Origin of the sequence: Citrobacter sp. ANG330 (genome assembly GCF_047467925.1) — a bacterium.
In the GTDB taxonomy this organism is placed as follows: Bacteria; Pseudomonadota; Gammaproteobacteria; order Enterobacterales; family Enterobacteriaceae; genus Citrobacter_A; species Citrobacter_A amalonaticus_G.
In genome coordinates this window covers 516,769-535,343 of the sequence record NZ_JASJUI010000001.1, presented here as the reverse complement: position 1 = coordinate 535,343, position 18,575 = coordinate 516,769, and the positions used below count along the sequence as shown (strand labels likewise).

The following is an 18,575-nucleotide window of genomic DNA, read 5'->3' as shown; positions in this document are numbered from 1 at the left end:
GATGAAAAAGACGCTGATATTGTTAGCCATCGTGATTGCTTTGGTCGTATTGCCGTTCTTCATCAACCACGGTGGAGAATACGGTGGTTCGGATGGTGAAGCGGAAAGCCAGATTCAGGTGGTGGCGCCGCATTATGAGCCGTGGTTCCAGCCGCTATATGAACCGGCGAGCGGGGAAATTGAAAGCCTGTTGTTTACCTTGCAGGGCTCGCTTGGCGCGGCGGTGATTTTCTATATCCTGGGTTACACCAAAGGCAGACAACGCCGTGATGACCGGGCTTGATCGACTCAGTTATCAGAGCCGCTGGTTTCACGTCGCGCCAGAGCGTAAGTTCCTGTTCTGGCTGTTGCTGATGATTCTGGCCTTTACCCTGCCCGCCTGGGGACAGGGTATTGAGCTGGCGCTAATTGCCGGGCTGACCTGCTGGCTGCTGCGTATCTCCCTGCGCCGCTGGTGCCGCTGGATGGCGCTGCCGTTTGGCTTTCTGGTGGTAGGGGTGGTGACGATTCTGTTCAGCATCAGCCGTGACTCGCAAACGCTGCTGGTCAGTTTTCCGGTTGGCAGTTACTGGCTGGGCGTGACGTCGTCGGGGCTGCATACTGCAAATGAGACGTTCTGGCGCAGTCTGGCGGCGCTGGCCGCCACGTTCTGGCTGGTGCTTAACCTGCCGTTTCCGCAGCTGATTTTACTGCTTAAACGGGCGCGGATACCGCGTCTGCTGACAGAACAGATCCTGCTGACCTGGCGCTTTATTTTTATTCTGTTAGATGAAGCGATGGCCATTCATCGCGCGCAGACACTGCGTTTTGGCTATCGTAGTCTGCCGATTGGCTATCGCTCGCTGGCGATGCTGGTGGGCGTTTTGTTTACCCGGGTGCTGATTCGCTATCAGCAAATGGCGGCGACGTTAGATATCAAATTGTATCAGGGTGATTTTCACCTGTAAGGAATAGCATGCTTGCCACCACCGAACTCTGGTTTCGTTATCAGGATGCGCAGGTACTTAAAGGGCTGACGCTGGATTTTTCTCAGCATGCTGTCACCGGACTGGTGGGAGCCAACGGCTGTGGGAAATCCACCCTATTTATGAATCTGAGCGGATTACTGCGACCGCAACAGGGCGCGGTATTGTGGCAGGGAAAACCGCTGGACTACAGCAAGCGCGGCCTGCTGGCCTTGCGCCAGCAGGTGGCAACGGTATTTCAGGATCCCGATCAGCAAATTTTCTATACCGATATTGACAGCGATATCGCCTTCAGCCTGCGCAATCTTGGCGTGGAGGAGGGAGAAATTGCCCGACGAGTCGACGAGGCGCTCACCCTGGTGGATGCGCAACATTTTCGCCAGCAGCCGATTCAGTGTTTAAGCCACGGACAGAAAAAACGGGTGGCTATCGCCGGGGCGCTGGTGCTGCGGGCAAAATATTTATTACTTGATGAACCCACGGCCGGGCTTGATCCTTCAGGACGCAGCCAGATGATCGACATCATCAAACGGATTGTGGCGCAGGGAAATCACGTGGTGATCTCCAGCCATGATATTGATCTGATTTATGAAGTCAGCAATGCCGTCTACGTGTTACGTCATGGCGAAGTGCTGGCGCACGGCGAACCGGGTGAGGTTTTTGCCCGCACGGCGCTGATTGAAGAGGCCGGGTTAACGCAACCCTGGCTGGTAAAACTGCATGCGCAGTTAGGCATGCCGCTGTGTAAAACCGAAGATGAATTTTTCAGTTGCATGCGACAACGCGCAATCAAGGAGGCGTCATGACGCAGGCCATTATGTTGCAGGGAACGGCGTCTGACGTCGGTAAGAGCGTTCTGGTGGCGGGGTTGTGCCGCATTTTTTATCAGGACGGTCTGCGCACCGCGCCGTTCAAGTCGCAGAATATGGCGCTCAATTCCGGTATCACACCGGAAGGCAAAGAGATGGGACGGGCGCAGATTTTCCAGGCTGAAGCCGCGGGTATTGTGCCGGATGTCCGTATGAATCCAGTGCTGTTGAAACCGACCAGCGATCGCAAAGCGCAGGTGGTGCTGATGGGACAGGTTGCGACCGATATGGATGCCGTCAGCTATCACGAGTACAAACCGCGTCTGCGCGAGCAGATCCTTTCTGTTTACACCAGTCTGGCGCAGGATTTTGACGTGCTGGTGCTTGAGGGGGCGGGCAGTCCGGCGGAAATTAATCTGCGTGACCGCGATATCGTCAATATGGGGATGGCCGAAATGGCGCAGTGTCCGGTGATCCTGGTGGCTGATATTGATCGCGGCGGGGTGTTCGCGTCGATCTACGGCACGCTCGCGCTGCTGCATGAGCACGAACGTGCTCGGGTGAAAGGGGTGATCATCAATAAGTTTCGCGGTGACGTGGCGCTGCTTTACTCCGGGATCGAACAGATTGAAAACCTGACCGGCGTGCCCGTGCTGGGCGTAATGCCGTGGCTGGATGTCGATCTCGAAGACGAGGACGGCGTGGCGCTTCAAAAGGGGAAATACCTGCGCACGGAAAAACGCGATATCAATATCGCCGTGGTGCAGATCCCGCATATCTCTAACTTCACCGATTTTAACGCCCTCGCGGCGCAACCAGACGTACGTGTGCGTTATGTCCGCGATCCGCAAGAACTGGTGGACGCGGATCTGGTGATTTTGCCGGGCAGCAAAAACACACTTGGCGATCTGGTATGGCTGCGTGAAAGCGGCATGGCCCACGCGGTGTTGCAGGCGCACCAACAAAACATTCCCGTCGTAGGGATCTGTGGTGGCTACCAGATGCTTGGCGAGACCATTATTGATGAGGTTGAGTCTGGGCTGGGAACGCTGCCGGGCCTAGGGCTGCTTGATACGGTGACGCATTTTGCCCGGCATAAAACCACGACGCAAGTGACGGCAACGATGAGCCCATCACTGCCGGACTGGCTGTCGGCGGCGTCCGGGTTGCCGGTGCGCGGCTATGAAATTCACATGGGCGAAACGTCGCTCAATGGAGATTGCCAAACCGTGATGCAGATTCACAAGCACGGCGACAATGTTGCGGACGGCGCGGTCACCGCCGATGGACTGGCGTTTGGCACCTATCTGCATGGGTTATTCGACAGCGATGATTTCACGCGGGCGCTGATCAACGGTCTGCGCATACGTAAGGGGCTGGCTCCCCTGGATCCTGAGTTCCAATACGCGCAATATAAATCGCAGCAGTTTGATCTGCTGGCGGATGCGATGCGGCAACACATCGATATTGAGAAAATTTATACCATCATGCAACAACACCGGGAGTCCGTATGATGATTCTGGTCACAGGCGGCGCGCGCAGTGGTAAGAGTCGTCATGCCGAAGCCCTGATCGCTGATTTCCCACAGGTGCTCTACATCGCGACATCGCAGATTTTCGATGACGAGATGGCAGCGCGCATACAGCATCATCGCAAGGGGCGTCCGGCGCACTGGCGTACCGCCGAGTGCTGGCAGCATCTTGATGCGCTGATCACTGCGGATAACGCGGCGGATGAAGCCATTCTGCTGGAGTGCATCACCACCATGGTCACTAACCTGCTGTTTGCTTTTGGTGGTGACGGTGACCCGGATAGCTGGGATTACGCGGCGCTGGAAACGGCGATTGAGGCGGAGATCCAGACGCTGATCGCGGCCTGTCAGCGATGCCCGGCAACGGTGGTGCTGGTCACTAACGAAGTCGGAATGGGGATCGTCCCGGAAAACCGTCTGGCGCGGCACTTTCGGGATATCGCCGGGCGGGTCAATCAACGCCTGGCGGCGGCTGCGGATGCGGTGTGGCTGGTGGTATCCGGTATTGGAGTCAAAATTAAATGAGTAAGTTGTTCTGGGCAATGCTCTCTTTTATTACGCGTTTGCCCGTTCCGGGTCGCTGGTCGCAGGGGCTGGAATTTGATCAGTATTCACGCGGTATTGTGACTTTCCCGCTCATTGGCCTGCTGCTCGGCGCGTTGAGTGGGCTGGTGTTTATGCTCATCCAGGTCTGGTGCGGCATACCGCTGGCGGCGCTTTTCACCGTGTTAGCGCTGGCGCTGATGACCGGAGGCTTTCACCTCGATGGTCTCGCCGATACCTGTGACGGCGTTTTCTCCGCCCGCAGCCGGGAGCGCATGCTGGAGATTATGCGCGACAGCCGGCTGGGAACGCACGGCGGTCTGGCGCTGATTTTTGTTCTACTGGCGAAAGTACTGGTCATCAGTGAACTGGCGCTACGCGGCACACCCATGCTGGCCGCGCTGGCGGCGGCCTGTGCAGTGGGGCGCGGAACCGCCGTGCTGCTGATGTATCGCCATCGCTACGCCCGTGAAGAGGGGCTAGGCAATGTCTTTATCGGCCATGTCACCGGGAAGCAAACCTGCTTTACCCTGGGCCTGGCGGCGATTCTGGCGGCGGTCCTGCTGCCCGGAATGCAGGGCGTCGCGGCGCTGGTGGTGACAATGGTGGCGATTTTCCTGCTGGGGCAACTGTTAAAACGGACGTTGGGTGGGCAAACCGGCGATACGCTGGGTGCGGCAATAGAACTTGGCGAGTTGATCTTCCTGCTGGCTCTGCTTTGAGTCAGCCAACACAATGAGAACACTTATGCAAACGTTAACCTCTTTACTCCGCGAAATTCCGCCGCCAGACCGTGGCGCGATGACACGCGCACAACAGCACATTGATGGCTTGCTTAAGCCGCCCGGTAGCCTGGGACGGCTGGAGGCGCTGGCGGTGCAACTGGCCGGGATGCCGGGTTTGAACGGTGTCCCGCATGTTGGTGAGAAAGCGATACTGGTGATGTGTGCCGATCACGGTGTCTGGGATGAAGGGGTTGCCGTTTCGCCTAAGGTGGTGACTGCCATTCAGGCGGCAAATATGACGCGCGGCACGACGGGCGTTTGCGTGCTGGCGGCCCATGCGGGCGCGAAGGTACATGTGATTGATGTGGGGATTGATGCTGAACTCATCCCCGGCGTAGTGAACATGCGCGTAGCGCGTGGTTGCGGAAATATCGCCACCGGTCCGGCAATGCGACGTACGCAGGCGGAAGAGCTATTGCTGGAAGTTATTCGCTACACACGCGAACAGGCACAGCGCGGCGTGACGCTGTTTGGCGTTGGCGAGTTAGGGATGGCGAATACCACACCTGCCGCGGCGATTGTCAGCGTTCTGACAGGCAGCGAGGCGGAAGCGGTGGTAGGGATTGGCGCAAACCTGCCGCTTTCCCGTGTTGGCAATAAAGTGGAAGTGGTTCGCCGGGCGATTGCCGTCAACCAACCCAATCCGCATGATGGGGTGGACGTGCTGGCGAAAGTCGGTGGTTTTGACCTGGTGGGTATGGCAGGGGTAATTCTGGGCGCAGCGACCTGCGGTTTACCGGTGCTTCTGGATGGCTTTCTATCCTATTCCGCTGCGCTGGCCGCCTGTCAGATTGCGCCGGAGATCAAACCGTATCTGATCCCTTCGCACTTCTCAGCCGAAAAAGGCGCACGGATTGCGCTGGAGCATCTGGAGCTTGAGCCTTATCTCAATATGGGGATGCGCCTGGGAGAGGGGAGCGGCGCCGCGCTGGCGATGCCGATTGTAGAAGCGGCCTGCGCGATGTACAGCAACATGGGGCAACTGGCTGCCAGCAATATCGTGCTGCCGGATGGCAAAGAAGCGTGATAAGGCGACCTTGCCTGGCCGGTAAACCGCGCAGTTTGCTGGCCAGCGTGAGGGAAGAGGTTAATCGCCTTTAAAAACGCTATAATTTGCCCACATCTGCCGCGAATGAGGAAAGGGAAATGTTGCCTCGTGTAAAATTGTTTTGTTCATTATTCATGCTGTTTGCAAGCCAGAGCGCGCTGGCTGTCAGCTATCCACTGCCACCTGAAGGCAGTCGCCTGGTCGGAAATCCGTTGACGATTACCGTTCCCGACAAGAATACACAACCGCTTGAAGCATTTGCCGCTCAGTACGGGCAGGGGCTGAGCAATATGCTGGAAGCGAATCCGGATGTGGATGTGTTCCTGCCGAAGTCGGGTTCAACGCTGATTGTGCCGCAGCAAATCATTCTGCCTGCTACCGTTCGTCAGGGTATTGTCGTGAACGTGGCGGAGATGCGTCTCTATTACTATCCAAACGGCAGCGACACGGTTGAGATTTTCCCGATTGGTATTGGCCAGGCAGGACGAGAAACGCCGCGTAACTGGGTGACGAGAGTTGAGCGTAAGCAGGAAGCGCCGAGCTGGACGCCGACGGCGAATACCCGCCGTGAATACGCAAGCAGGGGAGAAAGCCTGCCCGCCTTCGTTCCTGCGGGGCCGGATAACCCGATGGGGCTGTACGCCATCTATATCGGCAAGCTGTACGCTATTCATGGCACCAACGCGAATTTCGGCATTGGTCTGCGCGTGAGCCAGGGCTGCATTCGTTTACGCAACGATGATATCGAGCATCTGTTCCAGAACGTGCCAGTCGGCACCCGCGTGCAGATTATCGATCAGCCAGTGAAAACCACCCTGGAGCCGGACGGCAGCCGTTGGGTAGAAGTGCATGAACCGCTGTCGCGTAACCGTGCGGAATATGAATCTGACAGAAAAGTCCCGTTGCCCATAACGCCCGTAATGCGTAGCTTCATGAGCGGTGAGGGTGTGGATGTGAATCGCGTCAGCGAAGCGCTTGAGCGCCGCTCAGGAATGCCGGTAAATATCAGCCACGGACAAACCAGCATTTAATGGCGCCGGAATGGTGTTCTGAAAAGCAAAAAGCCCGCTAAAAAGCGGGCTTCTTAAATTTGGCTCCTCTGACTGGACTCGAACCAGTGACATACGGATTAACAGTCCGCCGTTCTACCGACTGAACTACAGAGGAATCGTGTGAACGGGGCGCATATTAGCGACGCCCACTGCCATTGTCAAAGCCTGAATGCGACTTCGCGACTGTTTGCCGAAATATTCCTCATTTCGTTGTTTATTCGGACGCAACGGGTGATTTTGTCAGCTTTTCATGTTCCGGGCGCGGGTATTTCCACAGCCAACGTCCGCTAACCATACGCCAGTAAAATAGCGCTGCACGTACCGCCCAGTCGAAGAACATTCCCATCCAGACCCCGACAACACCCCAGCCAAGAACAATCCCCAGCGTATAGCCAGCGACTACCCGACAGCCCCACATTCCCAGCATCGATACCCACATAGCGAAACGTGCATCGCGTGCGCCTTTAAACCCTGAAGGTAAAACCCAGGAAGCAGCCCAGATAGGCATAAACGCTGCGTTGAGCCAAATCAGGATGACAACCACGTCTTTCACCTCCTGATCGCGGGTGTAAAACGATGCCATCAGCCCGGCAAACGGCGCGCTCAGCCAGGCGATAGCGGTCAGGCCAATCGTAGAAAGCCAGAACACGTGGCGCAATTGAATCTCCGCCTGGGCAATCTGTCCGTTTCCCAGACGTCTTCCGGTAATAATGGTGGATGCCGACCCCAGCGCGTTCCCCGGCAGGTTAATCAGCGCGGCAATGGAGAATGCGATGAAATTACCGGCAATGACGCTGGTGCCCATTCCGGCGACAAACATCTGCGTTAATAACTTGCCGCCGTTGAACAGTACCGATTCAATGCTGGCCGGGATGCCAATCCCCATCACTTCCCAGATAATGGCGAAGTTCAGCGGTTTAAAATAACTTTTCAGCGGAATGCGCAGCGCCGGGTTAAAGCCAATCATCAGCACCCAGATAATGGCAACCGCGCCGATATAGCGCGAAATAGTCAGACCCAGTCCGGCGCCGACAAAGCCGAGCCCTTGCCAAGAAAAGATCCCGTAAATCAGGATGCTACTAATAATGATATTAAGGATATTCATCCCACCATTTATCAGCAGCGGAATTTTCGTATTGCCCGCGCCGCGCAACGCTCCGCTACCAATCAGAGCAATCGCGGCGGCAGGATAACTAAGGACCGTTAATTCCAGATAGGTTAGCGCTAAAGCCTTCACTTCCGCTGTCGCTTCTCCCGCCACAACATTAATAATCTGTGCGCCAAAGTAGTGAATCACCGCCGCCAGAATCACGGCAAAGAGCGTCATAATCACCAGCGATTGCCGGGCCGCTGCGCGAGCGCGTCGGCGATCACGCTTACCGAGGCTAAAGGCCACAACAACCGTCGTCCCCAAATCAATGGCGGCAAAAAAAGCCATAATCACCATGTTGAAGCTGTCGGCCAGACCAACGCCCGCCATTGCCTCCTTGCCCAACCAACTGACCAGAAACGTACTGAGGACGCCCATCAGCAAAACACAGGTATTCTCAAGAAAAATTGGCACAGCAAGCGGGGTAATTTCGCGCCAGAAAAGTACCTTATAGCTCTTGCGTTTGGCATACCAGGGCGTGCGGGAGACGACCTGGCGTAGGGCTGCGGAGACGTTCAAAATGGACCTTAGAGAAGAAAGTTGAAACCTCATTTCAAATGATGAGGGAGAAACGGAAAAGCTGCAAAGTTTTTTCCCGATTAAATCTCTGCAATTGCAACAAATTGTTGAGAGAAGCGCCAATTAACCGTGAATGTCGGAAATGGGGTTTGACAAAAGATTTTTCGCCGCTAAGATAAGCCTCCACAACGATTCCTCTGTAGTTCAGTCGGTAGAACGGCGGACTGTTAATCCGTATGTCACTGGTTCGAGTCCAGTCAGAGGAGCCAAATTTAAGAAGCCCGCTTTTTAGCGGGCTTCTTGCTTTTCTGACTCTGGTTCTAATTAACGGAACGGTGGCTCGTTGAAGGTGCGCAGTTTGCGGGAGTGCAGACGGTCGCCTTCAGCACGCAGCAGGTCAATGGCGCGAATACCAATCTGCAGGTGTTCGGAAATGGCCCCTTCATAAAAACGGTTTGCCTGTCCGGGCAGTTTGATCTCGCCGTGTAAAGGTTTATCAGAAACGCACAACAAGGTGCCATAAGGCACACGGAAACGGTAACCCTGTGCGGCGATGGTGGCGCTTTCCATATCAATCGCCACGGCGCGACTCAGGTTAAAACGTAACGCTGAGGCGGAGTAGCGCAGTTCCCAGTTGCGATCGGAGGTGGTCACCACCGTTCCGGTACGCAGACGCTGTTTGACTTCTTCTCCAGGCATGCCACTGACCATCTTCGTTGCGTCATACAGGGCGCGCTGCACTTCTGCAATGCTCGGAATCGGGATATCCGGCGGCAGCACCGCATCCAGTACCTGATCGTCACGCAGATAGGCATGGGCAAGCACGTAATCACCAATCGTCTGGCTTTCACGCAGGCCGCCGCAGTGACCAATCATCAGCCAGACATCAGGGCGCAGGACCGCCAGGTGGTCGCAAATCGTTTTAGCGTTAGACGGGCCTACGCCGATATTCACCAGCGTGATCCCCTGACCGTCTGCTGTGATGAGATGCCAGGCCGGCATCTGGTGTTTCTTCCAGGCCAGATCTGAAATCGCTTCTTCGGGCGCTTCTGTTTCAGCCGTGATCCAGATCCCTCCAGCGCAGGAGAGCGCGATATACGGGCTCTCAGGATCGAGAATTTGACTGCATCCCCAACGTACAAACTCATCAACATAACGGGTGTAGTTGGTGAACAACACGAACGGCTGAAAATGTTCCACCGGCGTGCCGGTATAGTGACGTAACCGGGCGAGTGAGAAATCGACCCGACGAGCGTCAAAGTGCGACAGAGGAGAATATTCGACGGGATGATAGATGCCATCTGCGGTTTCATCGCCAATTTGCGCCAGCTCAGTGGTTGGGAAGTGGCGGGTTAGCCCGGCGCTCATGGAGCGATCAAGGGTGAGTTCAGAGCCGTCAATCACATAGGGGTAGGGGATTTCATGTTGCGAAGGTTCTACGGTGATTTGTGCATCGTAATCCTGATACAACAGCGTGAGCTGTTCTTCCAGATAGGGGCGGAACAGTCCGGGACGGGTGATCGTCGTGGTGTAGCAACCCGCATGGGTAAAGCGCCCATAAGCACGGGTTTTGGGGGGATTGGTGGCATTGCCATCCCAGCTGACAGAAAGCGATGGATAAACAAAAAGACCTTTACTCCGGGCGGTGAGATCGGGAAGCTCCCCCGTTTCAATATACTTGCCAATGGCACTGCGTAGCGCCTGAACCGACCGCTCGTAGAGTGCGTCAAGTTTTTCCAGCGCTTGTGCAGGCGTCAGGCTGGAGCCCTTACTCTTCATTTGTGTCTCCTTGTTCTACAGGTGTACTGCTCAACCGATAGTATGTCACCAGAATGTGAAACAAAAGACAGAGTTTTAGAGAAGAGGCGAGAGCCGAATGGCCCTCGCAGAGAACTCAGGCATGTTGCTTATCTTTCATCAGCAATGCGGTGCCGGCCGAAATCAGGCAACCGGCCAGCAGGTAGATGGCCACGTTGTGCCAGTCGCCGCCAGAGAAGGTGACCAGTGCAGCCGCGATGAAGGGGGTGAATCCTCCGCCCACTACGCTTGCGACCTGATAGCCTACGCCAGCTCCGCTGTAGCGATATCCTGCACCGAACATACCGGTGAACATCGGTTGCTGCACGCAGACCACCATGTCATGAGCGATGTTAGCAAGCATGATCGAGAAGAACACAATCCAGAAAATCGACTGTGAATCAAGAGCCATAAAGAACGGAAATGCGCTCAGCGTGCCAATCAACGCACCAGTAATATAAATGCGGCGACGGCCAAAACGGTCTGCGAGCCAGGCAAAACAAGGAATCGTCAGACAGCTGATCCCTCCGACCAGCAGGCCAATATTCAGAAATAGTTCACGCGGCAGGCCGAGGTTTTGCGTCGAATAGTTCAGGGCGAAAGCGGTCACGATGTACATGGTCAGCAGTTCGCACAGACGGAGTGCAATAATCTTTAAAAACGCTCCCGGATGGCGTGCGAGCGCTTCCATCACGGGCAGGCGCTTTTTCTCTTCAGGCGCCTGCTGTTTCAGTTGTTCAAATTCTGCGGACTCCTCCATCCCGTTTCTCACCCACAACGCGCCGAGCACCAGGACGATGCTGAACAGAAACGGAATACGCCAGCCCCAGCTCAGAAACTGCTCGTCGGTTGTCAGATAACTGATCAATGACACGAGCCCCGTGGAAAGCAGCAGGCCAACGCCATAGCCCACCTGGACGCCGCTGCTGTAGAATGCTTTCTTGTTTTCCGGCGCGCTTTCTACGGAGAGTAACGCAGCACCACCCCATTCACCACCGACGGCAAATCCCTGAATTGCACGCAGGAAGACCAGCAGTACCGGCGCCCACCAACCAATAGCGGCAAATGAAGGAAGAATGCCAATCAATGCTGTGGCAATGCCCATCATCCAGACGGTGAGCATTAGCATCCGTTTACGGCCTAAACGATCGCCGAAGTGACCGAAGATCACGCCTCCCAACGGACGGAACAGGAAACCGACGCCAAAAGTGGCAAACGCGGCCAGCGTGCCCATTGCCGGACTGACCTGCGGGAAAAATTCACGGTTAAAGACCAGTGCAGCGGTAATGCCATAAAGCAGAAAATCGTACCAGTCGACGACAGCACCGGCAAAGCTGCCCAGCGCAGCACGTCGGGCGCGGTTAAGCGGTGGAGTATTATCCTCTGCGGAGGGGGTGGAGATGAGGCTGGAATCCATAGTAATCCTGTCTGTACTGATTTTATTATTAGTATGGGAATAAGAGTCACACACATTGCGGCCAACCTATAAGTGGCTGTTATGAGACTACCGCGACAGACCGGAAGAGAAAACGATTTTTAATCCGCAGAGGGCAGAACAGGAAAATTGAGCGGATATGGCGTGCGGAAAAGCAAAAAGCCCGCTAAAAAGCGGGCTCTTCAAAATTTGGCTCCTCTGACTGGACTCGAACCAGTGACATACGGATTAACAGTCCGCCGTTCTACCGACTGAACTACAGAGGAATCGTGTGAACGAGGCGCATATTAGCGACGACGATTGGGGTTGTCAAAGGGGGAAATAAGATTGTGCGTCTGTTTGCTGACAAAATCAGCAAAGCGGTGAACTTTCGATCTGCTGCGTATTTTGCCCCATGTTGGTGCAGGCTACCCCGGATGGGGCAGATCGGAAAACGCTGACAGGATTGGAAAAAAACGATAGCAATCATAACTGCTTATTTTACGGAAGGTTAAGTCCAGTTTCTCCCTTTATCTGAAACTGGCAAGCATCTTGCAATTCACTCCTGACATCTCTGCCAGCATAGGTTCTGGCATTCCGGACAGGAGGCAAAATGAACTTCAGACGATTGAAATATTTCGTGAAAATTGTCGATATTGGTAGCCTGACGCAGGCCGCTGAAGTATTGCACATCGCACAACCCGCGCTGAGCCAGCAGGTTGCCACTCTGGAAGGTGAGCTCAATCAGCAACTGTTAATTCGCACCAAACGGGGGGTAACGCCCACTGAAGCGGGAAAAATTCTCTACACCCATGCGCGGACGATCCTTCGTCAGTGTGAACAGGCGCAGTTAGCTGTCTGTAACGTTGGGAAAACCTTAACGGGGCAGGTGTCGATCGGTCTTGCGCCAGGGACCGCCGCGTCGTCGGTCACCATGCCGCTGTTGCAGGCGGTGCGCGCAGAATTGCCCGAAGTGCTGGTTTATCTGCATGAAAACAGCGGTGCTGTGCTGAATGATAAACTGTTGAATGGTCACCTGGATATGGCGGTGCTTTATGAGCGTTCTCCGCTGGCAGGCATTACCAGTCAACCTTTGTTAAAAGAAGACCTCTTCCTTGTCGGTACCCGCGACTGCCCTGGACAGAGTGTCGATCTTACCGCTGTTGCGCAGATGAATCTTTTTCTCCCTCGCGACTACACCGCCGTTCGTTTACGTGTTGATGAAGCCTTCTCACTGCGTCGTTTAACGGCGAAAGTCATCGGCGAGATTGAGTCGATAGCCACACTGACTGCGGCAATTGCCAGCGGCATGGGCGTGACGGTGCTGCCTGAATCCGCTGCGCGCTCTCTGTGTGGTGCGGCCAACGGCTGGATGGCGCGAATTACTACGCCGTCGATGAGTTTATCGCTGTCACTGAATATGTCGGCAAGAGGAAGTTTGTCGCCTCAGGCGCAGGCGGTGAAAGAGATCCTGATGTCGCTGGTGAGCAGTCCGGCACTGGATAACCGCGAGTTGCAGTTAGTCAGTTAAGCGTTATTCCATGAAGGAATAAGATGCGGGTTTTTATTATTTGTTAAGCCGGACATCAGACTTTAACAATAGCAACATGTCTGATGTATCCGGAGCAACGAGTGAATTTCCAGCAGCTAAAAATTATCCGTGAGGCAGCCCGTCAGGATTATAACCTGACGGAAGTCGCCAATATGCTCTTTACCTCGCAGTCAGGGGTCAGCCGGCATATTCGCGAGTTAGAAGATGAGCTTGGGATCGAGATTTTTATCCGTCGGGGTAAGCGTCTGCTTGGAATGACCGAGCCAGGTAAAGCGTTGCTGGTGATTGCTGAGCGCATTTTAAATGAGGCCAGTAACGTACGCCGACTGGCGGATTTGTTTACCAACGACACCTCTGGGGTGTTAACCATTGCCACGACGCACACGCAGGCGCGCTACAGCCTGCCGGGAGTGATCAAAGCCTTCCGCGAATTGTTTCCGGAAGTACGTCTGGAATTGATCCAGGGGACACCGCAAGAAATAGAGGCGTTACTGCAAAATGGTGGGGCGGATATTGGTATCGCCAGTGAGCGCCTGAGCAACGATCCTCTGTTGGTCGCTTTCCCCTGGTTCCGTTGGCATCACAGCCTGTTAGTGCCGCATGACCATCCGTTAACGCAGGTTTCGCCGGTGACGCTGGAGTCGATTGCCCATTGGCCGATTATCACCTATCGACAAGGGATCACCGGGCGTTCCCGCATTGATGAAGCCTTTGCCCGTAAAGGCCTGCTGCCTGACATTGTTCTCAGTGCGCAGGATTCCGATGTAATTAAAACTTATGTCGCGTTAGGACTGGGAATTGGCCTGGTGGCGGAGCAGTCCAGCGGTGAACAGGAAGAGGGGACGTTAACGCGTCTGGATACCCGACACCTGTTTGATGCCAATACCGTCTGGCTGGGGCTGAAGCGTGGGCAACTCCAGCGTAATTATGTCTGGCGATTTATCGAACTCTGCAATGCGGGATTGTCCGTGGAGGATATCAAGCGGCAGGTAATGGAATCTGGGGACGTCGCGATTGACTATCAGATATAAAGCAAAAAGCCCGCTAAAAAGCGGGCTTCTTTAAATTTGGCTCCTCTGACTGGACTCGAACCAGTGACATACGGATTAACAGTCCGCCGTTCTACCGACTGAACTACAGAGGAATCGTGTGAACGAGGCGCATAATACTGACCTCATTACGGCGTGTCAACAGTAAAATTAGCACGCTTTTTCAAGTGGTTAATTAATCCTCAATATGAGGGATTAGTGGACCTGTACGGCGTTATTTGGCTCATCGTCTTCACCATCACGAAGGCGTTGTAGAGGATCCTGCTGATAGAAATGACAGAAACGTTGCCACAACGCGGGGAACCTGGGCGCGAAAAGCTCTGGGGCGCTGAAAAAGTATTCCGATAAAACGGCAAAACATTCCGCCGGATCGCTTGCCGCATAGGCATCAATGCTCGACGCGGTCTCACCCACCAGATCAATTTCATCCTGAATGTTGTTCATTGCGGCGTGCAGGTCATGTTCCCAACTGGCAACCTCCCGCAGGGGGATCAGCGGGATACCGCTGGCGCGATCGCCATTTCGCATATCCAGTTTGTGGGCCACTTCATGAATAATGAGGTTAAATCCGGAGGCGTCGAAAGAGTCCTGAATATCCAGCCAGTTCAGAATGATTGGCCCTTGTTGCCAGCTTTGCCCGGACTGCACTACGCGTTGGTTATGGACCAGACCAATATCGTCTTCCCATTCATCATCGACGACAAAGGGCGCAGGGTAGATCAGCACCTCATGGAAGCCATCCAGCCATTCGATGCCCAGTTCCAGAACAGGCAGACAAAAAAGCAGGGCGATGCGCGCGCTTTTCAGCGAGTCGAGTTCGAAACCCTGAAGGGCGACCAGCCTTTTTTGCTGCAGAAATCGTTCTGCCAGTGCAATGAGTCTGGCTTGTTCTTGCGCGGTTAAGGTCACAAGCAGAGGGATCGCAAGAGCTTCCTCCCACTGAGCAGACTCATGTTGTGCAGTGTCTTGTGCTTTCCAGGGCCACTTAATCATCGTTTTGCTCGCAAACTCGTCACTTGAACAAAATTGAAGGGACAGGGTCTGTTAAAATGCCAAATTACCTGGCATGATGGCAACCATCAAAACGGAGAGATGCCGGAGCGGCTGAACGGACCGGTCTCGAAAACCGGAGTAGGGGCAACTCTACCGGGGGTTCAAATCCCCCTCTCTCCGCCACTATTCAAGCACTTACCCTTCCTGTTGTCAGTGACCCACGTCCCGTTGAGAAAAACGAATAGAGATATAACGCCGAAGTTCCCTCCAGCGCCATTATTTTCGTCACATTTTCAATGCCTGTCACGAACAGACAAGAGGCTGGAATCACAGATTACCGGTTCCGCCATCCACCAGTAACTCCGTACCTACGGTGTAGCCCGACTCATCTGATGCCAGATAGAGTGCGGCTTTTGCCAGCTCAGTCGGAGTGCCCACACGCCCCAGAGGCACCAGGCTGGCAATATCATTTTGCAGCATGCGTTGTGCTTCTTCGCTGAGCCCGAGTTTATGGAGCGCGGGGGTGGCAACCGGGCCAGGGCTTAAGCCATTAACGCGTATGCTGCGCGGTAAGAGTTCTGCGGACAGGGTACGTGCGAGCGATAACAATCCGGCTTTACTGGCTGCGTATACGCTACTGGTTGGCAGACCAATACGTGCGCTGACCGAGCCGCAAAGAATAACGGAAGAGGGATTGTTCAGAAGCGGTAGTAGCGCCTGGAGTAAAAAGAAAGGTCCCTTCAGATTGATTTGCATCAGGCGATCCCACGCTGCTTCATCCCACTCCTCTATCAATCCGTGAGTGACGTCACCGGCGTTGACAAAAACGGCATCAAGCCCCGGCCAACGTGCTGCGAGAGTGGCAGACAGCGCTTTTTGTGCCTGGATATCCCCGGCATCGGTGGCAATCACCCACGCGCCGTCTCCCAGAATGCGTTGGGCTTGCGCGAGTGTGTCAGGATTGCGCCCCGTAACGGCGACATGCGCGCCCTCGGCAAGAAATTCCTGCGCAGTGGCCAGACCAATACCACTGGTCCCGCCCGTGATAAGCGTGTATTTACCTGTTAAGCGACCCATTTTTTCTTCTCCTGAATTGTCTCTGGAGAATGCACTATAGAAACGTTAGTATCTAAAAGAAACCAGGTACCAAATGGATACTAAAGAGGCAAGAGGTGTGCTATGGCGGAATCAGCCGACTGCGTAACTGAGAAAAATTTTCAGCATCAACCCTGTCCGATGACTCGCTTTGTCAGTCTGGTCTCCGGGAAGTGGGCTATCCCGATATTGTATCGTCTGATCGTTCTCAATGCCCCGGTGCGGTTTGGTGAGTTGCTGCGGGCAGCGGCACCCATCACGCAAAAAGAGCTAACAAAGCAGTTGCGCTTGTTTGAGCTACGCGGGCTGGTGTCACGAACGATTTATCCGGAAATTCCACCGCGCGTTGAATATCAGATAACGCCCCTGGGGTTGACTCTGCATGGCGCATTGGCGCCTCTGGCTGACTGGATGCGGGAAAATGGCGACAAGCTCAATACTGAGTGATATTTCAAGCACAAAAAAGCCCGCCGGAAGCGGGCCTGAAATTATTCTGGCGATTAGAACTGATACACTAAGCCCACAGCAACGATGTCATCGGTCGCGATGCCGTTGTCTGCATAGAAGTGATCATCGTTGTCCAGCAGGTTGATTTTGTAATCAACGTAGGTGGACATGTTTTTGTTGAAGTAGTATGTCATGCCGACATCAACATATTTCACCAGATCTTTGTCGGTGTAGCGTGGGTTACCATCACCATCGTGATCCTGACCACCCAGTTCCTTCCCTTTAGATACCAGGTAAGCGATGGATGGGCGCAGACCGAAATCGAACTGGTACTGTGCAACCGCTTCAAAGTTTTTGGTCTGGTTGGCAATACCGCCGTTTGTTTCGCCTTTACCGCCACCGTAATAGGTCATGTTGCGGGTTTCGGCATACATTGTGGCCAGATAGATATTGTTCGCGTCATATTTCGCGCCAATGGTCCAGGCTTCAGCCGTTTCGCCACCGGCGTAGTTGTTGGCACGGGAACGATCGCCATAACCACGAGTGACCTGAGCGTTCGTACGGTCAGATGAAGAATAGGCCGCACCCAGGCTCAGACCGAAGTCAAAGTCATAGGAGGTGGACATACCGAAACCGTCGCCGTTTTCCTGAGCCAGTTTACGGCTTCTGCTATTACCCGAGCCTTCCTGACCAAAACCTGCGCCTTCATTGTTGCCCTGGTACTGCAGCGCGAAGTTCAGACCATCAACCTGACCGAAGAAGCCTTTGTTACGGTAGGTGGCAACGCCGTTAGTACGACCCAGCATATAGACGTCGGTCTGGGTGTAGGTATCACCGCCAAATTCTGGCAGCATATCGGTCCACGCTTCAACGTCGTAAACGACGCCGTAGTTGCGACCATAATCAAAGGTGCCGTTCTGGCCAAAACCTAAACCGGCAAAGCCCAGACGCGTCCAGGAGTTACCGTGGTCGCTTTCGGTTGTATTTGCCTGGATATTGTATTCCCACTGGCCGTAGCCGGTCAGTTGATCCATGATCTGGGTTTCACCCTTGAAGCCAAGACGTGCATAGGTCATGTCGCCATCGCTGCCCGTGTCGTCAGAGAAGTAGTGCAGACCATCTACTTTTCCGTACAGGTCCAGTTTATTACCGTCTTTATTATAGACTTCAGCTGCATGTGCCGCGCCAGCAATAAGTAATGCTGGAACAAGCATTGCCAATACTTTTCTGTTCATTATGTCTTCCCTTAGGGTAATAATTATCGTGAATAAATGCTACTTTCCAAAAGAGCACGTTTGGATACTATTCTATAGAGTTCATTTTATTTTAAAAATAACATGTAACAATTATATTTTAAATATTTCTAAATGTTTCTTTTTGCCTTTTTATAATTCAGGTTATATGGTTTATTTAAAAACCATACACATTTATTATGATTTAATATCAATATGTTATGTTTTTCATGAAAAGATTCATGATTTGAATGATTGGCCGGGTAAACAAAACCCGTCACAGGAGGTAAATAATAAAAAAAACCGGCATAAATGCCGGTTATAAAAAAGGAAAATAAATGATAAAAAGGCTAATGACGCGATCATAATGACATATATAAAATAAAACAGAAACGGGATTTACGTGACGTATGTTTTATTGGCTTGTGATATGTATAAGTAAACGTGAGAAGGGTGTATTCATAAAATTTAGGGCGTTAACCGGGGTTTTTGTGACATAGCTAAAATTGCCCTGGATCAATACATATGCAAAATCAATGACTGTCGGGCTGGTTGTGACATACATAACAAAAAAGTGTGATTATAATCACAAAA

Annotated in this window: 18 protein-coding genes and 5 tRNA genes; 13 read left to right on the top strand and 10 right to left on the bottom strand. The window is 53.7% G+C overall.

What is annotated here, in order from left to right; genetic code table 11:
• Position 1 precedes the first annotated feature (1 nt).
• From QNN88_RS02755 to ldtA, 8 genes are all read left to right on the top strand, one after another.
• Positions 2–283 carry an energy-coupling factor ABC transporter substrate-binding protein gene (locus QNN88_RS02755; protein ID WP_414238860.1) on the top strand — a complete coding sequence of 94 codons (282 nt, stop codon included), beginning with the start codon at positions 2–4 and terminating at the stop codon, positions 281–283.
• Positions 270–947 carry an energy-coupling factor ABC transporter transmembrane protein gene (locus tag QNN88_RS02750; RefSeq protein WP_414239343.1) on the top strand — a complete coding sequence of 226 codons (678 nt, stop codon included), beginning with the start codon at positions 270–272 and terminating at the stop codon, positions 945–947. Before QNN88_RS02755 ends, QNN88_RS02750 begins: the two co-directional genes overlap by 14 nt.
• An 8-nt stretch (positions 948–955) precedes the next feature.
• A complete protein-coding gene (locus QNN88_RS02745) occupies positions 956–1,771 on the top strand; it encodes an energy-coupling factor ABC transporter ATP-binding protein (RefSeq protein ID WP_130097215.1) in 816 nt (271 codons plus the stop codon).
• Complete coding sequence (locus QNN88_RS02740; RefSeq protein WP_414238859.1) at positions 1,768–3,288, top strand: cobyric acid synthase; 1,521 nt, start codon at positions 1,768–1,770, stop codon at positions 3,286–3,288. The genes QNN88_RS02745 and QNN88_RS02740 overlap by 4 nt, the downstream gene beginning before the upstream one ends.
• Positions 3,285–3,830, top strand: coding sequence for a bifunctional adenosylcobinamide kinase/adenosylcobinamide-phosphate guanylyltransferase (gene cobU / locus QNN88_RS02735; RefSeq protein ID WP_414238858.1), 546 nt, complete (start codon positions 3,285–3,287; stop codon positions 3,828–3,830). The genes QNN88_RS02740 and cobU overlap by 4 nt, the downstream gene beginning before the upstream one ends.
• Positions 3,827–4,570 carry an adenosylcobinamide-GDP ribazoletransferase gene (gene cobS / locus QNN88_RS02730; protein WP_414238857.1) on the top strand — a complete coding sequence of 248 codons (744 nt, stop codon included), beginning with the start codon at positions 3,827–3,829 and terminating at the stop codon, positions 4,568–4,570. Before cobU ends, cobS begins: the two co-directional genes overlap by 4 nt.
• Positions 4,571–4,595: 25 nt before the next feature.
• Positions 4,596–5,660, top strand: a complete 1,065-nt coding sequence (gene cobT / locus QNN88_RS02725) for a nicotinate-nucleotide--dimethylbenzimidazole phosphoribosyltransferase (RefSeq protein ID WP_414238856.1) — start codon at positions 4,596–4,598, stop codon at positions 5,658–5,660.
• Positions 5,661–5,779: 119 nt separating this feature from the next.
• The gene (gene ldtA, locus QNN88_RS02720; protein WP_414238855.1) at positions 5,780–6,712 is read left to right on the top strand and encodes a L,D-transpeptidase; all 933 of its coding nucleotides are present in this window, start codon (positions 5,780–5,782) and stop codon (positions 6,710–6,712) included.
• Positions 6,713–6,772: 60 nt separating this feature from the next.
• On the opposite strand, the gene QNN88_RS02715 is transcribed toward ldtA, so the two are convergent.
• From QNN88_RS02715 to QNN88_RS02705, 3 genes are all read right to left on the bottom strand, one after another.
• A tRNA-Asn gene (locus QNN88_RS02715) sits at positions 6,773–6,848 on the bottom strand.
• 99 nt (positions 6,849–6,947) lie between these two features.
• On the bottom strand, positions 6,948–8,435 hold the full coding sequence (locus QNN88_RS02710; protein ID WP_414238854.1) for an EmmdR/YeeO family multidrug/toxin efflux MATE transporter: 1,488 nt from the start codon (positions 8,433–8,435) through the stop codon (positions 6,948–6,950).
• Between the two features lies 1 nt (position 8,436).
• Positions 8,437–8,589, bottom strand: coding sequence for a DUF5951 family protein (locus QNN88_RS02705; protein WP_225851869.1), 153 nt, complete (start codon positions 8,587–8,589; stop codon positions 8,437–8,439).
• A 6-nt stretch (positions 8,590–8,595) separates the two neighbouring features.
• Here QNN88_RS02705 and QNN88_RS02700 point away from each other — a divergent pair.
• A tRNA-Asn gene (locus QNN88_RS02700) sits at positions 8,596–8,671 on the top strand.
• Between the two features lie 55 nt (positions 8,672–8,726).
• Here the strand turns inward: QNN88_RS02700 and QNN88_RS02695 are convergent.
• The 3 genes from QNN88_RS02695 to QNN88_RS02685 all read right to left on the bottom strand — a co-directional run bounded on the left by QNN88_RS02695 (position 8,727) and on the right by QNN88_RS02685 (position 11,900).
• The gene (locus tag QNN88_RS02695) at positions 8,727–10,181 is read right to left on the bottom strand and encodes an AMP nucleosidase (protein ID WP_414238853.1); all 1,455 of its coding nucleotides are present in this window, start codon (positions 10,179–10,181) and stop codon (positions 8,727–8,729) included.
• 115 nt (positions 10,182–10,296) lie between these two features.
• Complete coding sequence (shiA, locus tag QNN88_RS02690) at positions 10,297–11,616, bottom strand: shikimate transporter (RefSeq protein WP_414238852.1); 1,320 nt, start codon at positions 11,614–11,616, stop codon at positions 10,297–10,299.
• Between the two features lie 208 nt (positions 11,617–11,824).
• Positions 11,825–11,900 (bottom strand) — tRNA-Asn (locus QNN88_RS02685).
• Positions 11,901–12,226: 326 nt separating this feature from the next.
• Here QNN88_RS02685 and nac point away from each other — a divergent pair.
• Together nac and cbl are read left to right on the top strand one after the other, a co-directional pair.
• Positions 12,227–13,144, top strand: coding sequence for a nitrogen assimilation transcriptional regulator NAC (gene nac / locus QNN88_RS02680; protein ID WP_414238851.1), 918 nt, complete (start codon positions 12,227–12,229; stop codon positions 13,142–13,144).
• A gap of 101 nt (positions 13,145–13,245) precedes the next feature.
• Positions 13,246–14,196 carry an HTH-type transcriptional regulator Cbl gene (cbl, locus tag QNN88_RS02675; protein WP_414238850.1) on the top strand — a complete coding sequence of 317 codons (951 nt, stop codon included), beginning with the start codon at positions 13,246–13,248 and terminating at the stop codon, positions 14,194–14,196.
• Between the two features lie 37 nt (positions 14,197–14,233).
• Here the strand turns inward: cbl and QNN88_RS02670 are convergent.
• A tRNA-Asn gene (locus tag QNN88_RS02670) sits at positions 14,234–14,309 on the bottom strand.
• A gap of 100 nt (positions 14,310–14,409) precedes the next feature.
• Complete coding sequence (mtfA, locus tag QNN88_RS02665) at positions 14,410–15,207, bottom strand: DgsA anti-repressor MtfA (protein WP_414238849.1); 798 nt, start codon at positions 15,205–15,207, stop codon at positions 14,410–14,412.
• A gap of 93 nt (positions 15,208–15,300) precedes the next feature.
• On the opposite strand from mtfA, the gene QNN88_RS02660 reads away from it, so the two are divergent.
• Positions 15,301–15,390: transfer RNA gene (locus tag QNN88_RS02660), tRNA-Ser, on the top strand.
• Positions 15,391–15,534: 144 nt separating this feature from the next.
• Here the strand turns inward: QNN88_RS02660 and QNN88_RS02655 are convergent.
• Positions 15,535–16,284 (bottom strand): SDR family oxidoreductase, encoded by a 750-nt coding sequence (locus QNN88_RS02655; RefSeq protein WP_414238848.1) that lies wholly within the window; start codon positions 16,282–16,284, stop codon positions 15,535–15,537.
• 102 nt (positions 16,285–16,386) lie between these two features.
• Here QNN88_RS02655 and QNN88_RS02650 point away from each other — a divergent pair, with 102 nt between their 5' ends.
• On the top strand, positions 16,387–16,749 hold the full coding sequence (locus QNN88_RS02650) for a winged helix-turn-helix transcriptional regulator (protein WP_414238847.1): 363 nt from the start codon (positions 16,387–16,389) through the stop codon (positions 16,747–16,749).
• Between the two features lie 53 nt (positions 16,750–16,802).
• Here the strand turns inward: QNN88_RS02650 and ompC are convergent, their stop codons facing one another.
• Positions 16,803–17,984, bottom strand: a complete 1,182-nt coding sequence (gene ompC, locus QNN88_RS02645) for a porin OmpC (RefSeq protein WP_414238846.1) — start codon at positions 17,982–17,984, stop codon at positions 16,803–16,805.
• Positions 17,985–18,575 lie beyond the last annotated feature (591 nt).